The 18,751-nt window shown below is 54.0% G+C and carries 18 protein-coding genes; 6 read left to right on the forward strand and 12 right to left on the reverse strand.

What is annotated here, in order from left to right; all coding sequences use genetic code 11:
* Positions 1-63: 63 nt before the first annotated feature.
* The 7 genes from M6D81_RS28060 to M6D81_RS28090 form a co-directional block, all read right to left on the reverse strand.
* A complete protein-coding gene (locus M6D81_RS28060) occupies positions 64-1,332 on the reverse strand; it encodes a hemolysin family protein (protein ID WP_262680630.1) in 1,269 nt (422 codons plus the stop codon).
* A gap of 284 nt (positions 1,333-1,616) precedes the next feature.
* Positions 1,617-2,411 carry an ABC transporter permease gene (locus M6D81_RS28065; RefSeq protein WP_262680580.1) on the reverse strand — a complete coding sequence of 265 codons (795 nt, stop codon included), beginning with the start codon at positions 2,409-2,411 and terminating at the stop codon, positions 1,617-1,619.
* Positions 2,412-2,472: 61 nt separating this feature from the next.
* Positions 2,473-3,270 carry an ABC transporter permease gene (locus M6D81_RS28070; RefSeq protein WP_262680582.1) on the reverse strand — a complete coding sequence of 266 codons (798 nt, stop codon included), beginning with the start codon at positions 3,268-3,270 and terminating at the stop codon, positions 2,473-2,475.
* Positions 3,271-3,278: 8 nt separating this feature from the next.
* The gene (locus tag M6D81_RS28075; RefSeq protein ID WP_262680584.1) at positions 3,279-4,163 is read right to left on the reverse strand and encodes an ABC transporter ATP-binding protein; all 885 of its coding nucleotides are present in this window, start codon (positions 4,161-4,163) and stop codon (positions 3,279-3,281) included.
* A 17-nt stretch (positions 4,164-4,180) separates the two neighbouring features.
* On the reverse strand, positions 4,181-4,813 hold the full coding sequence (locus M6D81_RS28080; RefSeq protein WP_262680586.1) for a TetR/AcrR family transcriptional regulator: 633 nt from the start codon (positions 4,811-4,813) through the stop codon (positions 4,181-4,183).
* Between the two features lie 178 nt (positions 4,814-4,991).
* Positions 4,992-6,362: an ABC transporter permease gene (locus tag M6D81_RS28085; protein WP_262680587.1), complete on the reverse strand. Its 1,371-nt coding sequence runs from the start codon at positions 6,360-6,362 to the stop codon at positions 4,992-4,994.
* 20 nt (positions 6,363-6,382) lie between these two features.
* Positions 6,383-7,057, reverse strand: a complete 675-nt coding sequence (locus tag M6D81_RS28090) for an ABC transporter ATP-binding protein (protein ID WP_262680589.1) — start codon at positions 7,055-7,057, stop codon at positions 6,383-6,385.
* A 398-nt stretch (positions 7,058-7,455) separates the two neighbouring features.
* On the opposite strand from M6D81_RS28090, the gene M6D81_RS28095 reads away from it, so the two are divergent.
* The 4 genes from M6D81_RS28095 to M6D81_RS28110 all read left to right on the forward strand — a co-directional run bounded on the left by M6D81_RS28095 (position 7,456) and on the right by M6D81_RS28110 (position 9,937).
* Positions 7,456-7,878: a VOC family protein gene (locus M6D81_RS28095; protein ID WP_262680591.1), complete on the forward strand. Its 423-nt coding sequence runs from the start codon at positions 7,456-7,458 to the stop codon at positions 7,876-7,878.
* Between the two features lie 90 nt (positions 7,879-7,968).
* Positions 7,969-8,922, forward strand: coding sequence for a helix-turn-helix transcriptional regulator (locus M6D81_RS28100; protein WP_262680593.1), 954 nt, complete (start codon positions 7,969-7,971; stop codon positions 8,920-8,922).
* Positions 8,923-8,985: 63 nt separating this feature from the next.
* Positions 8,986-9,774, forward strand: coding sequence for a zinc ribbon domain-containing protein (locus M6D81_RS28105; RefSeq protein WP_262680595.1), 789 nt, complete (start codon positions 8,986-8,988; stop codon positions 9,772-9,774).
* 31 nt (positions 9,775-9,805) lie between these two features.
* Positions 9,806-9,937: an S-layer homology domain-containing protein gene (locus M6D81_RS28110; RefSeq protein ID WP_262680597.1), complete on the forward strand. Its 132-nt coding sequence runs from the start codon at positions 9,806-9,808 to the stop codon at positions 9,935-9,937.
* A 79-nt stretch (positions 9,938-10,016) separates the two neighbouring features.
* Here the strand turns inward: M6D81_RS28110 and rlmN are convergent, their stop codons facing one another.
* Positions 10,017-11,102, reverse strand: a complete 1,086-nt coding sequence (gene rlmN, locus M6D81_RS28115; protein ID WP_262680598.1) for a dual-specificity RNA methyltransferase RlmN — start codon at positions 11,100-11,102, stop codon at positions 10,017-10,019.
* A gap of 244 nt (positions 11,103-11,346) precedes the next feature.
* Here rlmN and M6D81_RS28120 point away from each other — a divergent pair, with 244 nt between their 5' ends.
* Positions 11,347-12,213 carry a pentapeptide repeat-containing protein gene (locus M6D81_RS28120; RefSeq protein WP_262680600.1) on the forward strand — a complete coding sequence of 289 codons (867 nt, stop codon included), beginning with the start codon at positions 11,347-11,349 and terminating at the stop codon, positions 12,211-12,213.
* Here M6D81_RS28120 and M6D81_RS28125 read toward each other — a convergent pair.
* The 4 genes from M6D81_RS28125 to M6D81_RS28140 all read right to left on the reverse strand — a co-directional run bounded on the left by M6D81_RS28125 (position 12,210) and on the right by M6D81_RS28140 (position 18,093).
* Entirely contained in the window at positions 12,210-13,301 is a 1,092-nt protein-coding gene (locus tag M6D81_RS28125; RefSeq protein WP_262680601.1) for a TlpA family protein disulfide reductase, read from the reverse strand. The two genes, M6D81_RS28120 and M6D81_RS28125, sit on opposite strands and share 4 nt — an antisense overlap.
* Before the next feature lie 598 nt (positions 13,302-13,899).
* Complete coding sequence (locus M6D81_RS28130; RefSeq protein ID WP_262680603.1) at positions 13,900-15,351, reverse strand: carbon starvation CstA family protein; 1,452 nt, start codon at positions 15,349-15,351, stop codon at positions 13,900-13,902.
* Positions 15,352-15,542: 191 nt separating this feature from the next.
* Complete coding sequence (locus M6D81_RS28135) at positions 15,543-16,292, reverse strand: LytR/AlgR family response regulator transcription factor (RefSeq protein ID WP_262680605.1); 750 nt, start codon at positions 16,290-16,292, stop codon at positions 15,543-15,545.
* Positions 16,258-18,093: a sensor histidine kinase gene (locus M6D81_RS28140; RefSeq protein ID WP_262680606.1), complete on the reverse strand. Its 1,836-nt coding sequence runs from the start codon at positions 18,091-18,093 to the stop codon at positions 16,258-16,260. The genes M6D81_RS28135 and M6D81_RS28140 overlap by 35 nt, the downstream gene beginning before the upstream one ends.
* Positions 18,094-18,300: 207 nt before the next feature.
* Between M6D81_RS28140 and M6D81_RS28145 the strand changes: the two genes are divergently transcribed.
* Positions 18,301-18,660, forward strand: coding sequence for a hypothetical protein (locus M6D81_RS28145; protein ID WP_262680607.1), 360 nt, complete (start codon positions 18,301-18,303; stop codon positions 18,658-18,660).
* The last annotated feature ends 91 nt before the right edge of the window (positions 18,661-18,751 follow it).

The following is an 18,751-nucleotide window of genomic DNA, read 5'->3' on the forward strand; positions in this document are numbered from 1 at the left end:
GTATGAAGCCGCCCGAAGGCGGCTCGTTAGCTGTATTCATATAGTGAAGTGCCATGCCCGGCACTAATCTTCGAATTCTTCTCGCTCGTTCACATCCACGCGGATGCGCTTGATCCGCTTCTTCTCCACTTCGATGACGGTAAGCAACAGATGCTCATACTGGAAACTGTCGCCCTTGTGCGGAATTCGGTCGATATTGCCGAACACCCAGCCGCCAAGATTATGGAAGGAACTCTCGATAGGGGGTATATCCACAATTTTTGCAAATTCATCAAGCGTCAGCTGCGGACTCATCTCGTAAGTGCGATCGTCAAGCTGCGTCACCATGTCGATGACCTCGTCATGCTCATCCCATATTTCACCCACCAGCTGCTCCAGTATATCCTCCAGCGTAATCAGGCCGGAAGTGCCGCCGAACTCGTCAATGACAATGGACATATGTACATTGCTCTTCTGCAGCTCCAGCATCAACGCCGATATCTTCATGGACTTCACGACGAACTTGGGCTTGCGAATCAGTTCTCGGACATTGGCATCGCCATCCTGCAGCAAGGCGGCGAAGAAATCCCGTTCCGACAATATGCCGATAATGTTGTCGATATCATTCTCATAGACAGGAATACGCGAGAAGCGTTCATCCAGAAAGGCTTGCTTGATGTCCTCAATAGACTGGCCTACTTCCACGGCTACCATATCCGGTCTCGGCGTCAACGCTTCGCCGACGAGGATGTCGTTGAATTCCAGCGAACGGTGCACCAGTTCCTTCTCTTCCTTGTCGATGACGCCTTCCTCTTCGCTAATCTCCACCATCACTTTAATTTCCTCTTCCGTGACGGACAGATTATTTTTCTCACCTTTGGAGAATACGCGGGAGACGAGGCTTCTCAGCTTGCTGAATATAAAGTTGACCGGGGTAAGAACCGTGATAAGCAAGAACATGATTCCTGAAATTTTCAAGGAATAGCTTTCCGCATGCTCTTTGGCGAACGACTTGGGAAGAATTTCGCCGAAGATGAGAATTAATACCGTCATGCCAAAGGTGCTGAATATAAGACCGGCGCTTGGCCCGAACAGATCCACCGACACCTTGGCCGAAATGCTCGCCGCCGCAATGTTCACGATGTTGTTGCCTACCAGTATCGTGGACAGCGCGTTGTCGAAGTTCTCGACAATGCCCAGCGCCTTCTTGCTGCCCGGCTTCTTCTCATCAACATAATTCCTCAATCTGATCTTATTGACGCTTGAGAACGCCGTCTCTGCCGAAGAGAAGAACGCCGACAATAAAATCAGTGCTCCTAGCGTTAAGAGCAAGGGTAAGGGGATGCCTTCCAAAGGGATCGTCACTCTCCTGTTTATTATACTTGGCAGAATCTTTCGCATAGCGGTACGACTCTGCGTATCATACCCTATACGAAGCAATACGCCGGACGTTTCGGTTGCTGCTGTCGCTCCGTGCCGGAGCCCGAAAGAGGTCCTGCGATTCCTCTGCTAATCCTATTTTAACCAAACGGAAGCGGAAATGCGATCTTCTTATGCGAAAAGCTTGCTAGCTACGAACAAAAAGCCCGCTGCATCTGAAACGATGAGCGGGCAGAAGCGGCATGCGGGACATGATACTAAACGCGAATATCCCGCTTATTGTAAGTGAAGTACGCCAATGCGACAGAGACCGCAGTGATGAGCAGCGCAAGCGCCACATATCCTCCATGCAGCCCATCCTTCAAGACACTGCTAGCACTGAAATATTGGAACGGGGTGAACCATCTCAGGAAGGACAAGCTCTCGCTCATATCCACCGCAACCGACAGCAAGAACGTCAGCAGCATCACTCCTGCGGATATCGATACGGCGCGTCTCGGCGACTTGCCCCATGCGGCTATGGCGACTCCCACACCGACGAATAGCAGTTGTACAAATAGCAGCCCTGGCATTAAGATGAAAATCTCGCCGAACGCCTCCCTTCCCCCTTCAAATACTCCGATCGACAATAGAGAGGAGACCAGCGTGACCACATTGAACAGGACAAGATTAATGCCGGCGGCACACAGCTTGTATGTCAACGCCTGGCTGCGGGAGATCGGCTTCACCAGCAGAAATTCCGATGTGCGGTCCCGCTCCTCCTTCGCCACAATATTGGCACCCAGCATAGAAGCGTGAACGGCAGCCATAATCAGCAAATACAGATAGACCATCCCGTAATAACCGTCAATCGTCGATATGTCCAGTTCGCCTAAGCCCATAATTGCCTTCATCGTCTTGGGCATGCTCGCCATCAGCTCGTTCATCGCCCCGCCCGACTCTGTCATCCCGGCATACTTGCTCATACTGGCCACGACCATGGCCACAATGCCGATCGACCAGAGAATAATCGACTTCCGAAGCGACTTCAGCTCGCGCAGCATTAAGTTCATGACGCCATACACTCCTTCCGCATCCCATAATGTACAAGCTCAATGACTGAACGCCGAAGCATCAATTCACATGAACGTCCCGGCGCGAGTAGCGCCAATAAGCGAATGCCACTGCAACGGCGACGATGACTCCCGAGAGCAGCAGGAATCCGGTCTCATAGCTCTCATGACTGACGATATAGGCCCGGTCGAAGTAATGCAGAGGCGACAGGTAGCGCAGAGCACCGTCTTCCTCCGTGGCGCCAATCATGCCGATAGCGAAGAAGGCGAACACCGTCCCCAGCGTAATTGGGAGCACAGTCCGAATGCGAGGTGCGAGCATGGCTGCCGCCAGGCCCAGCGCCAGGAAGATCAGCTGAATCATCGGCAGTGTCGCGGATACAAGCAGAAAGGACCCTATACTGTAATCGTCCGTCTTCACCACTGACGCCATCAAGCTCGCAACCGCGACGAACACGGCATTGGTAATCAGCAAGCAAGTGAGCGCCGCCAGCAGCTTGGCTGTCACAACCGCCCCTCTCCGTACAGGCTTCGTCAACAGGAAATCCGCCGTCTTCTCGCGCGTCTCCTTGGACAGGATGGACAAGCCCAGCCCCATCGCCTGAATAGCTCCACATAAGGAGATATAAAGGAAAATGTAGGAATAGAAGCCGAGCATGGAGGCTATCGTATCGATCTGCACCCCGACCGCCTTCAGCACCGCCTCCGGCATCGTCTCCAGCAACTTCTTGAATTGCTCCGCCTCATTGGCGAACGTAGGAAACATCGCAAGAAAGAATACCGTCAGCAAGGCAAGCGCCAACGTCCAGCCAAGCGTGCTTCGCCTGTTCGCCCGCAGCTCGAACCAATAGATGTTCATAAGCCCTCTCAATCCTCCTTCACATAAAAGTGCATGAAGATTTCCTCCAGGTCCGGCTCTTCTACCCACAAATTGCTCAGCTCCACGCTTGCAAGCCTATGCACCATTTCGTTGACGTTGCCCTTGAACAGGAAGCTGACGACACCGTCCTCCTCCTTCCACTCCGTCACTCCCTCCATGGCGAGCATGTCGCGGCTTCCCTTCTCCTTCGTCTCGATCTTGAACTTCTTGTACGTATTCTCCTTCAGGCTGCTGATCTTCTCCAGTGCGATCAGCCGGCCCTCCTTAATGATAGCGACCCGGTCGCACAACCTCTGCACCTCACTGAGAATATGGGAGGAGAAGAGGATCGTCGCTCCCTTCCGATTCTCCTCCTGCAGCAGATCGAAGAAGCGCTGCTGCATAAGCGGGTCCAGCCCGCTCGTCGGCTCATCCAATATGATCAGCTTGGGCTCGTGCAGCAAGCCCTGCACAATGCCCACCTTCTTCTTGTTGCCCAGCGACAAGTCGTCGATTCGCTTGTTCAAGTCCAGCTCCATGACGTCTGCCAGCTCTCGCATCCGCTTGCTGCAATCCTTGCCGTAGAAGCTGGCGGAATACTTCAGCAGCTCCTTCACCCGCATGTTGTCGTAGTAGAACACCTCGGAGGGAAGGTAGCCGATATGCCGCTTGATCTCCGTGCCGTGCGCGATGCAGTCTTTTCCGAAGATGCTGGCGCTGCCGCTGGTGGGATAGATCAGGCCCAGCATCGTGCGAATCGTAGTGGACTTGCCTGCCCCGTTCGGCCCGATGAAGCCGAATATTTCACCCTCTTCAACGGAGAAGCTGACATCGATAATGCCTCTTGCTTTTCCATACATCTTGGTCAGACGGTTCAGCTCAATTGCTTTCATCCCAATCCCTCCTCATGTCATTGGAACTGCTCCTTGTAGAAGCTTCTGCGGAACATGATGAAGAAAGCTTCGGCCTCCTTCATAATCGACTCCACGTCCATCACGCCGCCCGTCATCTTGACTCTCATGCGCTCCCTCTCGCCTACGCCTTCCAGTGTCCACTGAATCACTTGCACGACTCGTTCGAATGGTACGCCGTCACGGAATTTGGACGTATCCAGATTGGTCAATACCCTGCCGTAACCTCTGTCCAGCATCTCCTGATTACGCTCATCGACATCGGCCTTAATCTCGGACACGTTCTCCATATAGGCCATGCTGACGAAGCGGAACATCTCCGGGTACTTCTCGGAGATCGCTAGCTTCAGCTTGCTGATATGCCACAGCCTATCGAAGAGGTCCGTCACATGATAGTCAATCCTGCTGTACAGCTCCTCTGCCAATACGGCTACGGCATGGTCATATATATAAAGAAAGAACCCCTTCTTGCTTTTGAAATAGTGGAACAGCAACCCCTTCGATATGCCCGCCTCCTTCGCCATCTCATTCGTGGATGCGGCTGTATAGCCTTTCTCCGCAAATTCCTTCAGCGCTACATTAATAATGCGTTCTTGCTTATCCGGCTCAATCGCCTGAAACTTCTGGTACAAGTTCTTCGCCGACTCCTTTCGTTATGAATGAAGTATTGCCCCTTCTGTCGTTCAAGCACTGCCGCGGGGAAGATCATTGCTTCAGCAGCATGCGGAAAAAGCATTGACCAGTGTGGTCAATGCCATCATACTCCTCATTGACCATACTGGTCAATGCCATATTGATACGGCTTGTCTTCTACAAATCTCTGCGCAGCGCGCGCAGCACATCGATGCGGCAAGCGCGGTTCGCCGGCCGATAGCCCGACAGCATTGCAACGCCAATCGCTATGGCACAAGACAGCGCCACCAGGAACGGAGGAATCAGAGAGAAGACGAACCCGGCCGGCACCTCCTCTTCCAATGCCGCGCTCACAAGCAGCGGCAGCCCTGCATTGACCGCATAAGAGATCGCGTATGAGACGGCCGTGCCGATGACCGCTCCCATGATGCCGATCAGTCCGCTCTCCAGCAGGAAGATGCGCTTGATCGCCGACGGATTGGCGCCGATCGCTTTCATAATGCCGATATCTCCCGCCCGTTCCGTCACCGCCATCGACATCGTATTGAATATGCCGATCGACGCGATAATGACAGCGATTGTGCCAATGAATACCAGACCCGCCTTCATAATGAAGAAGACGACATTCATCTGCTTCACTTCATCCGCTACAGAATAGATGTAGTACCCGTCATCCCGCAGCTTCTGGGAAAGTCCGCTTACCTTGGAGGCATCTGTCGCGATTACCTCGACATTGGTGTACTGCCTGTCCCCGCTCATCTTCTGCAGCTCGGCTACTTGCTTCATGATGTCTTCTGTCGACGGTTCACCCTCCATATACGGCAGCTCGCCGAACGCAGTGCCCGTCAATTGTTCAATCTCCTCCAGCAGTTCTCGCCCGATATATACCGCGCCGTCCTTCTTCCACTCCCTGACCGGCTTGACCGCTACGCCTACAATGCTTGCATCTATGATCTTCTCCTGCTTCTCGCCGTCAACATAATACTGGACCTTGAGCTGCATCGTCTTGCCGATCCATTCCGCAGCATCCGGGATCTCCGGCGCTGCATCGCCGGATTCCGCGTTCTCGCCGTCATTCAAGCTCTGCCGAATATGATAGCCGACGATCACTTCGTGCGCTGCTTGCGGAAGACGTCCTGCGCTCAGCTCGAAGCCCGCTGCCGATTCCTCCTCATAATCCAGCTGAATGGTGCCGCCGATATTGTTCACTTGCTCGCCTTCCATACGCGGATCAAGGAACTGGCGTATCTGATTCTGATAAGTGACGCCTTTCACATGCGGCAGGGACCGGAAGTACGCCATATCCTCATCACGAATGCCGTACTCGCCGTTGTGCTTGTCGGCATCCTTGTCGTGAACCGTTATCCCCGTAACGAGCCGGTCGCCCACTATCTCATCCACGATGCTCTTCTGCAGGCCGAAGCCTACGGAGGCGAGCACGATAAGGAAAGCGCAACCCATCGCCGTCGCCAGCACCGTCATGAACAGCCTTGTTTTGTTGCGCTTCATATTCTGCCGGACGAACCGGAGCTGATCCTTCCATGTCATCTCTCTTCTCTCCTTCTCTCTTATACCAATCTGCCGTCTTGCAACCGGATCGTCCGGTGCCCGATGGCGGCTACCTGCTCATCGTGGGTAATAATGACGAATGTCGTGCCGAGCTCCCTGTTCAAATGCTTGATCATCGTCAGCAGTTGGCCTTCGTTCTCGCTGTCCAGACTTCCCGACGGCTCGTCCGCAAGTATGATCGGCGGCTCCAGCACCAGCGCCCGCGCAACCGATACCCGCTGCTGCTGCCCGCCGGACAGCTCGCCGGGATAATGATCGGCATACGCTTCCAGCCCTACTTCCTTCAGCAGATTTGTCACCCTTCGGCGGCGCAGCTTCGGCGAGATTCCCTTCAGCACCATCGGCAGCTCCACATTCTCATATGCCGTCATGCCGGGGATGAGCTGAAAGCTCTGGAATATAAAGCCGTAATGCGCCAATCGGAAATCCGCCCATTCGCCTTCGCTCTGCCCCGATACCTTCTTGCCGGCTACCGCAATCTCTCCCGATGTCGGCCTAATATAACCCGACATCAGATTGAGAAGCGTGGACTTGCCCGAGCCGCTGCGCCCGACGATCGATACGATTTCTCCCTTCTCTACTTTCAGGTCGATATCGTGCAAGACCGGAACCGAACGCCCTTTGCCTTTGCCGCCGATATGAAATTGATGACACACTTGGGTCAGCTGTATCATATCCGTTCACCCTCTCCTCTATCTCTGTCTTCATCTCCTATGCCTATAAGGCTACCAGCAAAGCTATAACTTCCCTTTAAGAAAACCTTAAATTTGTCTTTAGATACTCGTTGAATAATCATAAGCAAGGATAGAGCTCGGCCAGATAACGCCGAATCCAAAGAAACCGGAATAATTATGGCGAGATGAGAAAAACTTCTGTATAGGCCTTTCAGAGACGAGCGGCCAGAATGATTGTGGCAAATCCGAATAAAGCTCCAAATAAAACTGTTGTGTCGGCACCATCGGTTTGTTATAATTATAACGGAACGTATGTTCCCTTTAGGGCGGCATCATCGCCATGATGGATTGGCGCACGGTCAGCCTGCAAACCCAATCTCCCGGAGGAGGAATTGTTAATGAGTATTGAAGTCTACTTGAATTTCAATGGCAATTGCCGCGAGGCGGCTCAGTTCTACGCGAAGGTGTTCGACACGGAGCTGCAGGAGATGATGACATTCGGCCAAACTCCGCCAAGCCCCGAATTCCCCATGCCGGAGGAAGCCAAGGACTTGATCATGCATACTCGCTTGACCATTCAGGGCAGCAACGTCATGTTCTCCGACGTGTTCCCGGGCATGCCGTTCACAGTGGGCAACAATGTCAGCCTGACGGTACAGAGCAAGGACCCGGAAGTGCTGTCATCGGCATTCAATCAGCTTAAGGACGGCGGAGAAGTGCAGATGGAGCTGCAGGAGACTTTCTGGAGCAAGAAGTACGGCAGCCTGACGGACAAGTTCGGCATCGTCTGGCAGTTCAATCTGAATGAGGAAGACTGCTAGAGGACAATACACATAAATCGTTCGACAGAGGCTTACTTCAGTGAGACAATACATTGAAGTAAGCTTCTTGCTTGTGGAGGGAGAAATATAATGAAACTGGAACGGCTGTTATCCATCATCATATTGCTGCTGAACCGACGGATGATGCAGGCGAAGGAATTGGCGGAGCGATTCGAAGTATCCGTTCGAACGATCTACCGGGATATTGAGGCGATTAATGCCGCAGGCATTCCCATCGTCACCTTCCAAGGCATGAATGGCGGAATCGGACTGGCGGAAGGCTATCGGCTGGACCGCAATATCATGACGAATGACGAGCTGGCCGCCATTGTCACCGCCCTGCGCAGCATCTCCACATCTTACGGCAATGAGCAGCATCGGCAGCTCATGGAGAAGATCAACAGCGTCGTCCCCCCTGCATACTCTGAGGAATTCCAGCAGAAAACAAACCGCGTCTTGGTTGACTTATCCCCATGGGACGGCAACGAAAGGCTGCAGCCGAAGCTGCAGCTGTTGAAGGAAGCAGTGGATCGCAGCATGATCGTCACATTCAGCTATACCAATGCTCAAGGCGAAGCGTCGCATCGATGGGCAGAGCCACACACCCTTATTCTGAAAGGAAGACAGTGGTATGTGCAAGCATACTGTTTGAAGAAAGAGCAATTCCGGCTATTCAAGCTGAAGCGGATGAAGGAGCTGGAGCTTGCCGAGGGGAAGACCTTCGTGCGAAGAGAGATGCCTGCCCAGGAGCCTGTCATAAACAATAGCCGTTACGAACCAAGCGGGATGACGGAATTCGTCTTGCGCTTCCATGCCGACAGCCGCTATCTGGCAGAGGAATGCTTTGGTGTTGAGGAACTGCAGGCGTGCGATGACGGCAGCTGGCGAGTGAGGAAGGCTTACCCGGAAGATGAATGGCTATACAGCTACATCCTCAGCTTGGGCCATCATGCCGAAGTATTGGAGCCTCCCCATCTGCGAGAGATTATCGCCAAGCGCGCAGAGCAGATTATGAAAATATACAGAAGTGATCAAGCAACCTGACAGACAGCTGTCAGGTTGCTTGTTTTATACTGGGCCCATACCAATGAGGAGAGTGATCTGCCAATGAATCAAACAGAACAATCGAATGCTTCCATCTGTCAAAGCTGCAGCATGCCGATGACGGCTTCCGAGCAATACGGAACGGAAAAGGATGGTACAACATCATCGGATTACTGCCGCTACTGCTATAAGGATGGCGCCTTTACGCAAGCAGACTTCACCATGCAGGACATGATTGAATTCGATATTCCCTTCATGGTGAAAGATGGCATGGAGGAAGGTCAGGCAAGGGCACTGCTGCAAAACATTATGCCGCACTTGAAACGCTGGTCTTCGCAAGAGACAGGCTTAGGCTCCGGCATTCAGCCGGACCGTTACGAAGAGCTGCCTTCCTTCACGTTGGCAGGAATTAGCGTCGTCACGACGAATGCAGCCGAATTCAGCGGCAAGGGCAAGATTGGCAAGCTGTATGAACAGTATTACGCACAGCAAATTGGCGGACAGCTGGCCCCTCATCAACAAAAGCCTGGCCATTACGGCTGCTACTTCAACTATGAACAAGGCGACGCCGGGCGATATGAATTGATGGTCGGCGTACAGGTTCGGGAGGCAGGGCAAGACCGGCTTCCTGAAGCGGTGAAGACCTTCACCGTTCCCGCTGTAAAATACGCCGTGTTCGTCACGGAGCGGGGGCCGATTATCGAGATGGTGCAGCGGGCTTGGGCCGGTATATGGCAATGGTCGAAGCAGGCCGGCAACGAGCGGGCGTTCACAGGCGATTTCGAGTATTATGGCCCGGATATCAATCCGGAAGATGGACAGGCAGAGATTTATATCGCGATTCAACAATAACCCTTTTCACGCGCCATCCTGTTAGAGCGGCATGGCAGCAGTCGTGGAATCTGGGATCGTATCCGGCCGCGACGATCAACTGCTGGCTCCAACAGCGCTAATTACAAGATCGGAAGTAGCCGTCATGATCCAAAGGTTGCTGCAGGAATCTGAGCTGATATAGAAGCTGCAATAAAAAAAGCTTACGCCGATTTGCCATGGCGTAAGCTCTTTTCTTTTTTTGCAGACCGAATCCGACTCTATCAACCAGTAACGCTCTTACCGGCGCCATCCTCCCGCTTGATCTGCTTGCTCCGCAGTTGGCCGCACGCCGCATCGATATCCGTACCGTGCTCCAATCTGACGCTGCAGCTGATTCCCTGCTTCTTCATCGTATCGTAGAAGGCCGTGATGGACGCTTGCTCGCTCCGCTGATACTGGCTGTGCTCGTCTACCGGATTGTACGGAATGAGATTCACATTCACCAACTTGCTGCGGTCGCGCATCAGCTCTGCCAGCTCCAAGGCATGCTCCACCCGGTCATTGACGTCCTTCAGCAAAATATACTCGATCGTAATGCGGCGGTTCGTCTTCTCCAGGTAATAATCGATCGCTTCCATCAGCTTCTCGATCGGAATGGCCTTATTGATCTTCATGATCCGCGTACGCAGCTCGTTATTGGGCGCATGCAGCGATACCGCCAGATTGACGCCGAGATCGTTGTCGGCGAACTCCTTGATCTTGCCCGCCAAGCCGCTGGTCGACACCGTAATATGCCTTGGGCCAATGGCCAATCCCTTGTGATCCTTCACGATGGTGATGAAATCGGCCATATTCTCATAATTGTCGAACGGCTCGCCGATTCCCATTACGACAATGTGGGTTACGCGCTCGTCTCGACCCGACTGATCAAGATGAAGCTGCACCTTCATAATCTGCTCCACGACCTCAGCCGCGCTTAAGTCTCTGCTCTTCGCGAGCAAGCCGCTGGCGCAGAAGCTGCAGCCGATATTGCAGCCCACCTGCGTCGTCACGCAGACCGACAAGCCGAATTTATGGCGCATCAGCACCGTCTCGATCAGGTTGCCGTCCGCAAGCCGGAACAGGAATTTGATCGTGCCGTCCGCCGACTCCTGCCGCGTATGCTCCGTCAAGGTGCCGATCGTAAAGTGCTCGTTCAACAGCGCTGTACAATCGGCGTGCACCTCCGCCATTTCGTCGATCGATACGACCCGCTTCCGGTACAGAAAGTCCCATACTTGGCCCGCCCGGAATTTCCGATGTCCGTGCTCCAGCAGCCACTGGGATAGTGTATCTAATGTAAGTCCATATAGGGATGGTTTGCTCATGCTTCGTCCTCACTTTACGCTAAGAGCCCCGGTCTATCCTGATCCATACGCATGGGGATACGTTCCCGGAGCTGTTGTCTGCTACCTATTGTCCCAAAAAAGGGGGGCTAACACAAGGGGCGGCTTCCCGTCTCGCCATACCAGCCATGGTTAACTTTCACTATAATCGTGTTATCGATTGACAGCCATTCGTCATACTTCTACAGTTGTAATTAACTTACCTGCAAGGAAAGGAATGCTTGTTATGACAGCTACCCACCATTCTTCCAACGACGATAACCGTACCCGGCAACTTCGCGCCGACTGCGAGAGCTGCTTCGGACTGTGCTGCGTCGCCTTGCCCTTCTCGGCCTCATCCGATTTCCCGGTCGACAAGCCGGCCGGCCAGCCATGCGGCCATCTGCAGGAGAACTTCCGATGCTCCGTCCACAGTCAATTAAGGAATCTCGGTTACCGTGGCTGCACCGTATTCGACTGCTTCGGGGCGGGTCAGAAGATCTCGCAGGTGACTTATAAGGGGCCGGACTGGCGTACGCATCCGGACTCCGCGACAGATATGCACAGCGCTTTTCTGGCTATGAGGGCGATTCATGAATTGATGTGGTATGTTAACGAAGTATTGGACAGAACCTCCGCTCACTCCCTGCACAAGGAAGCGGCCGACAAGCTGCGAGAACTTGAAAGATTGAGCCTTCAGAGCGCCGACGAACTGGGAACTCTGGACACATTCGCGCTGCGGGACGAGATCAGTCCTTTACTGATGAAGACGAGTGAGCTGATTCGAGCGGAAGGGAAGCAGTCGCACCATCCTTCCCTGGGCCGAAAGCCCCGCAAGATCGGGCGGGGAACCGATCAGATCGGAGCGAACTTGCAAGGCGCGGATTTGCGCGGAGAGAATATGCGCGGCGCTTTCCTGATCGCCGCCGACTTGAGCGGCGCCGATCTGCGATGGGCAGATCTGATCGGAGCGGATCTGCGGGATGCCAATCTATGTGCCGCCGATCTGCGTGAGAGCTTGTTCCTGACGCAATTCCAGGTCAATGCGGCGATCGGCGACGCCCGCACGAAGCTGCCGCCGACGCTGGAACGCCCGCAGCATTGGGCCAACTAATCCAAGCTCCGAATATGATCAATCCGCTTCTTCATATCTGTGAAGCTGATCGCTCCGAGATACCGCTCGCGGACGACCCCGCTCTCATCAATAACGAACGTGGTAGGATAGGCGGCTACGCGATAATCGTCCGTCGTCTTCCCGCTGCTATCCAATGCGACGGGGAAGCTGTACCCTTCTGCCGAAGCAACCTCTCCCACCTTCTTCGCGCTGCTCTCCTGGCTTGTAACATTGACCGTCACGATCGCCACTTCCTCGCCTTGCTCCTTATAGTGCTCGTACAGCTTCTCCACATGCGGCATCTCCGTCCGGCATACCTTGCACCAGGTCGTCCAGAAGTTGACCATCACCGTCTTGCCGCGCAGCTCTCCCAGCGCGATCATCTCTCCCTCCAGGTTCGTCAAGCCGAATGGCGGTGCAATATCGCCGACCTTGGCGCCTACTTCGTCGCTTCCGCTGGTGGAGGTACCTTCAAGCAACGATTCTGTCGCGCCATGAAGCGTATAAGCGAGCAGGATTAGCAAGCCCAGCAGACTCAGCCCTTGCACCGCGATTCGCTTCGGCTGCCGGCGTTCTGTCCGCCGCCCATCCTCCGCCTGCGGCTTCTCCGTTCTGTTCAGCCGCAGCAGCAGGGCCGATGACGCCAATGCGACGAGCAGCACAATCCAATGATAGAGCTGCACATCGCGGGAGAAGAATAAGCTAGCCAGCGCATACATGGCCGCCCATCCGGACGCCGTCATTCCGGTTAAGGTTAATGATTCCGCCATCGTATACCGACGACTGTAACGGTATAGCGCCCATCCTGCCGAGACGATGGTCGCAAGCCAGAACCCCGCCGTTCCCCCGCTGAAGTACAAGAGAGATAACGGCCGCTGTACGACGCTTGCCGGATCGATCAGCAGCAGGCTGCCTTTCCATATCACAATCCATAAGAGCATGCTGCCCCATGCTGCGGACAAGTCCGCTTCCTTCCCGGGATGCCCTCTTCTCAGAAGCCGCAAGGCCAGCGCTCCGGCCAAGGCTGAGGCCAGATAGACAAGCAGCTCCGTATTCAGCACGAACGACCCCAGCTGTATATTCGACATGCTTCTCCCCCTTCCGATACCGGTTATCTTCTTGCCATTATAGCACTTCGGGTGCATGAGAAAACCTCTATCGAGGATTTTCAAAGATGAGCGACCTATAGTTTGCAAAGCAAACTCGCTTCGGAAGGATAAAGTGAGTTTTATCGCCAATAAGAATTTTGGATTTCGAGCAATATGCCCCAACTCTAGCGCTTCATTCGGAGTTGGAGGCCGCTTAGCTGGATTTTGAGTAGTTATTATAGTAAAAAGCTCCATCCTATATCCTACAAGTGGAAAATGTACAGTTAAATCAGACAAGTTCACACGAAAACTCATCTCTCGGACAGAATAAGCGCATAAAATCCAGTTCATTTGTCATTAGCAGGAGTATTTCGATAAATGAATGACATGAAATACAGTTAGATTAACCTCTTCAGCTTCCATACTTCATCCTATTCAAGCGTAAACGGCTATCGCCGCCCATTAGCGGCGGCATTAGCTTACGTTTCGCGATGAGATATGGGCATCAGTATAAGAGTGAAACTTATCCTGATGCCCATATCACAAAAAAACAGCAAGGACGCCTTCGTAAGCGCCTTGCTGCTTGATTGCTATTCCGTCAGGATGCCAGCTCCCATTGCTTCGCTTCAATCTCCAGAGGCATCTCGCGGCGGCGGGCCCGATACGCCGCATAGTAGAAGGCGACGGTAAGTCCTGCCGTGATGACAGCAGCTACTACATAGGACACATTAAGCGGCAAGCCGAAGCCGATGCCTGCATTCAGAATGTACGTCATCGTAGCCATTGTCATGAATATGCCCGGTATCATGGCGATCCAGTAGTTGCGCTTGGCGATGAACAGGTACATCGCTCCCACCCACAGCGCGATCACAGCTGTCGATTGATTCGCCCAGGAGAAGTATCTCCACAGCAGCGTGAAGTCGATCTTGGTCAAGGCGAAGGACAAAGCGAACAGCGGAAGCGCGATCCACAGCCGGTTCATGATTTTCTTCTGTCCTACATTGAAGTAATCGGCGAGAATCATTCGGGCGCTGCGGAATGCCGTATCGCCGGAAGTGATCGGAAGCACGATGACGCCTAGCACAGCCAGAGTTCCGCCGATCGCGCCCAGCAGCAAGGTGGAAGCTTCGCTTACCACAGCCGCAGGGCCGCCGCTTGCCAGCAGCTCGTTAAGGCCGACAGGCCCGCGGAACAAGCTCATCGCCGCAGCTGCCCAGATCATCGCAATGATGCCTTCGGCAATCATCATGCCGTAGAAGATTTTGCGTCCATGGCGCTCGCTCTGTGTCGTCCGGGAAATAATCGGCGTCTGCGTCGCATGGAAGCCGGACAACGCCCCGCAGGAAATCGTCAGGAACAGCAGCGGGAAGATCGGCGCTTGCGCCGGATGCATATTCGCCAGCGTCAACTCCGGAATCGGTGCGCCCGTCACGATTAGCATAATGCCTACGCCAACCGCACTGATCAGCAGCAGCGCTCCGAATAGCGGGTAGAAGCGGCCAATCACTTTGTCAATCGGCAGGAACGTAGCCAGGATGTAATAGACGAAGATACAGCCCAGAATAACGCCAAGACCAACTGCGCCATCCATCAGATTGTTCAGCAGCGTGGCGGGAGACGTCACGAATACCGTACCAACCAAGAGCAGCAGCAGAATCGCAAATGCATTCACGACGTGCTTCATTGACTTGCCCAGGAATTTGCCCGCCAGCTCAGGCAAGTGTGCGCCGCGATTGCGGATGGAGATCATGCCTGTCAAGTAATCGTGCACGGCGCCTGCGAATATACAGCCGACGACGATCCAGATGAATGCGACCGGTCCGTACAGCGCCCCCATAATGGGACCGAAGATGGGGCCGACCCCCGCAATATTGAGCAGTTGGATCAGTGAGTTCTTCTTGGCGTTCATCGGCAAGTAATCGACGCCGTCGCTATGGGTATAAGCCGGAGTCTGGCGCTGCTCTTTCACGCCGAACACCTTCTCCACGAATTTGCCGTATGTGAAATAACCAACGATCAGAAGTATGATGCCTGCGATAAATGTATACATGAGCTTTAGCCCCCTTCATGGTTGGATGCGCTTTCAACCTATGAGGCTATTGTAAATGAAAGCGCTGCAATCAGGACGCTTTCAGGCACAACATGCAGCAATCGCAGGTTAAGATGCACCGAGAAGGGGGCGAAGAGCAGAGCAACATAACCCCTCTATCCAAATTAGTCGAGAGGACTTCCACTTAGTATTCATATCTCCAGCCTTTCCCTTAATCCCTTCACATAGTTGCGGCTGACGCAGACAAGCTCCTTCATGCCATCCAGCTCCAGCTGATAGGCGCCATTGAACCAAGGAGTGAGACGCTTGATGCTGTCCAGATTGACGAGATAGCTCTTGTGCACGCGGTGGAAGGAATACGCCGACAGCCTGCGCTCCAGCTCCTTAAGCGTAAGCTTCGTCATATATTCGCGACCGACGCAGACAATCTTCGCGCCTTTGTCCTCGAAGACGATATATCGGATATCGCCGGGCTCCAGATACATAATCTCCCCACCACTCTCTATGGCGAGCTTCCCCAAGCCGGCCGTCCTGCGCGGCGCCTCCCGCTTCTCTCCCCCGCTGTCGCGTACAAGCGTCTTCCTCACCCGCTCCATCGTATCGGCCAGCTGCTCCTCATCGTAAGGCTTCAGCAGGTAATCCGTCGCCTCATAGCGGAACGCCTGCACGGCAAAGTCGGGATACGCGGTCGCAAATACAAGCAGCGGCGGCTTCTTCAGCTCCCGCAGCGACTTCGCCGCCTCCAATCCATTCATCCCCGGCATCTCAATGTCCAGAAACATCACATCCGGCTGAAGTTGAATGGCTTTCATTAATGCCGCCTCGCCGTTATCGGCTTCGCCCGCAATCTGAATTCCCTGCTGTTCGCCCAGCAGATGCTTCAGCTCAGCCCGGCTATGGGGTTCGTCATCCACGATCAGCACTCTGATCTTCTGGTCCATTGGTTATCTCTCCTTCGGTAGGCAGCTTGAAGCTGACTCGAGTTCCTTCGCCATAGGTGCTCATGATATGCAGCCCGGCTCCCTCGCCGTACATCAGCCTGAGCCGGCGGTCTACGTTATAGAGCCCCACTCCCGCTCCTCGTTCGGCATCGTGCCATTCCGACTCGGGCTGCTGCTCCGATCGCTCACTGTCTTCTCTTTCATCGGCCTCTCCGTTCCAGCGGGAACGCAGCCTCTCCACCAGCGAAGCCGGCATGCCGATGCCGTCATCATCTACCGCCACTTCTATGCCACCTGCAGCTCGCCTGATGAAGATGGTTACGCAGCCTGCTCCGGAGTGCTTGCGCAGACCATGCTTGACCGCATTCTCCACCAGCGGCTGAAGAGTGAGCGGCGGCAGCGTGCGCGCCAATATATCATCGTCGACTTCATAAGTGACTCGCAGCTTGTCCGCAAAGCGGGCCTCTTCAATCGTCAGATACGCCTTCACATGCTTCAGCTCTGTCTCCAGCGTCGTACGCTCCTCTGTCGTTCCCTTCAAATTTTGCCGGAAAAAATGAGATAAATGGACAAGCAGCCTGCGCGCTTCGCTCGGGTTGCTTCTGATTAGCGATATGACCGTATTCAGAGAGTTGAACAGAAAGTGAGGACTTATCTGCGCCTGCAACACCTTGATCTCCGCTTCCTTCTTCAGTTGATTAGCCTTGTCGGCATCCGCCAGCTCAATCTGATTGCCCAGCAGTACGCTGAGGCCCCTGATGAACTCCAGCACCACATCCGTAATTTCCTTGGGGGAATCGTAGTAAAATTTGATCGTGCCGATCGTCTCGCCCCTTCTCTTCAGCGGAGCGACTACCGCCGCACTCAACACGCACGATGCATGTCGGCAATGGAGCTCGTCTTCCCCCGTCACCACGACTTCGCCCTGCCGCAGCACTTGGCGGGTAACTTCCGTCTGAATGGGCGCTCCCGGCTGATGATGGTCGTCGCCGGCTCCGATATGGGCAAGAATATGACTGCTGTCCGTCATGGAGATCGCAATTGCATTCATCTCGCGATACAGAATGGCGCATACGGCCGAAGCGGATTGCGGCGTCATCCCTTGCCGCATGTAGCCCAGTGTCTCGTCGGCAATGCGCAGCGACTTCTGCGTCTGCTCCGCCCCGGCCTTCTGCTGCTCGCTTACGACGCTCTGAATGATCAGCAGGAAGAGCGCCGCGCCGATGCCGTTGGCGGCAATCATGGGCAAGCCGATGACGGACACCAACGACCAGGCCTGATCGAATGGCCTTGCCAGCAGCAGAATGACAAGCATCTGGATCGCTTCCGCCCCCGCGCCAATTAAGAGTGCGGTGGACAACTTGACATTGCGGCTTCTCCGATAGAAGATGCCGGAGAGCACACCGGCAATAACGGTGGCCAGGCTGCAAGGCACGGCGGTGAACCCTCCCAGTGTAAAACGGTGAATGCCGGCAATCAACCCCGCCCCTATGCCGATTCGGTACCCCCCGAACAATCCGGCCAGCACGACGCCGATGACACGGGAGTTCGCTATCGCCTCATCCGGTCCCAGCACATCCGCCCACGGATTGAACTGCATCGTGCTGGCATTGAAGGCGACGCCGGTATAGGTGCCAATAATACCGAACGCACCGAAGAATACTATGGCGGTAATCTGATGCCGCATGTGAAGGCTGTCCCGGTAGATCATGTCGCGAAAGAAGGGGAGCCGAGTAAGCACAAGCGCAATCGTTACAATAATACCCAGCTTCTCCAGCATCGTAATCATCAATTGGAACAAGCTCGTCCCCTCCTTTTGCCAGCAGGCGCTTCGCCTGTATAGTCAGTTACCCGTAGTGTAGCCCGAAGCCCGCTGGAAAATCAATGCGAAGTCGGCCAAATCATTGCAACAACTCCACCGCTTCTGCGCGAAAGAAAATGATTGCAACATATCGACTGCCCGACTCGTCATGAGCAATAATCAGTTCCATAAGGAGGATATTCTGGCATGAAAAGATGGATCGTCGTTCCTGCAGCCATATTTCTCGCTTCATCGGTCATGAGCGGATATTTATATTTCTACAAGCCAACCCTAAGCCATAAGCCGTCTATTGAGATGCAAGCCTACGCTGCCCTTAATGACAAGGAAAAAGGACGGGTCCCCGTCAGTCCCAAAGATGCTGCCGTGGCCAAAGTGACGGTAGATGAGGGAATCGCGGCGCGCATCGGCAGCCATTATATCGGCACGAATGTCTATTCTGTCATGTTCAATCAGACGTCGACGGCATCTTCCGGCAACCTAGTCGTCTATATAGATATGAATCGAACGAAAGTGCTGGGCAAAGGCTCACTTGACGAAGCTCCTTAAAATACTGTTTCAGCAACGTTCCATTTACAATATATACACAGATTTCGACACTTGTACCCACAAAATCCACAGCTTATCCACATTAATCACA

It is taken from the genome of Paenibacillus sp. J5C2022 (assembly GCF_025567625.1).
Lineage (GTDB): Bacteria > Bacillota > Bacilli > Paenibacillales > Paenibacillaceae > Pristimantibacillus.

Excerpts from the sequence above, each read along its gene's own strand:
- M6D81_RS28075 (WP_262680584.1), bottom strand. The coding sequence starts at position 4,163 with ATGAAAGCAATTGAGCTGAACCGTCTGACCAAGATGTATGGAAAAGCA.
- M6D81_RS28135 (WP_262680605.1), bottom strand. The coding sequence starts at position 16,292 with ATGGACCAGAAGATCAGAGTGCTGATCGTGGATGACGAACCCCATAGC.
- M6D81_RS28130 (WP_262680603.1), bottom strand. The coding sequence starts at position 15,351 with ATGTATACATTTATCGCAGGCATCATACTTCTGATCGTTGGTTATTTC.
- M6D81_RS28145 (WP_262680607.1), top strand. The coding sequence starts at position 18,301 with ATGAAAAGATGGATCGTCGTTCCTGCAGCCATATTTCTCGCTTCATCG.
- M6D81_RS28110 (WP_262680597.1), top strand. The coding sequence starts at position 9,806 with ATGGCAGCAGTCGTGGAATCTGGGATCGTATCCGGCCGCGACGATCAA.
- rlmN (WP_262680598.1), bottom strand. The coding sequence starts at position 11,102 with ATGAGCAAACCATCCCTATATGGACTTACATTAGATACACTATCCCAG.
- M6D81_RS28125 (WP_262680601.1), bottom strand. The coding sequence starts at position 13,301 with ATGTCGAATATACAGCTGGGGTCGTTCGTGCTGAATACGGAGCTGCTT.
- M6D81_RS28095 (WP_262680591.1), top strand. The coding sequence starts at position 7,456 with ATGAGTATTGAAGTCTACTTGAATTTCAATGGCAATTGCCGCGAGGCG.
- M6D81_RS28070 (WP_262680582.1), bottom strand. The coding sequence starts at position 3,270 with ATGAACATCTATTGGTTCGAGCTGCGGGCGAACAGGCGAAGCACGCTT.
- M6D81_RS28090 (WP_262680589.1), bottom strand. The coding sequence starts at position 7,057 with ATGATACAGCTGACCCAAGTGTGTCATCAATTTCATATCGGCGGCAAA.
- M6D81_RS28065 (WP_262680580.1), bottom strand. The coding sequence starts at position 2,411 with ATGAACTTAATGCTGCGCGAGCTGAAGTCGCTTCGGAAGTCGATTATT.
- M6D81_RS28085 (WP_262680587.1), bottom strand. The coding sequence starts at position 6,362 with ATGACATGGAAGGATCAGCTCCGGTTCGTCCGGCAGAATATGAAGCGC.
- M6D81_RS28100 (WP_262680593.1), top strand. The coding sequence starts at position 7,969 with ATGAAACTGGAACGGCTGTTATCCATCATCATATTGCTGCTGAACCGA.
- M6D81_RS28120 (WP_262680600.1), top strand. The coding sequence starts at position 11,347 with ATGACAGCTACCCACCATTCTTCCAACGACGATAACCGTACCCGGCAA.
- M6D81_RS28105 (WP_262680595.1), top strand. The coding sequence starts at position 8,986 with ATGAATCAAACAGAACAATCGAATGCTTCCATCTGTCAAAGCTGCAGC.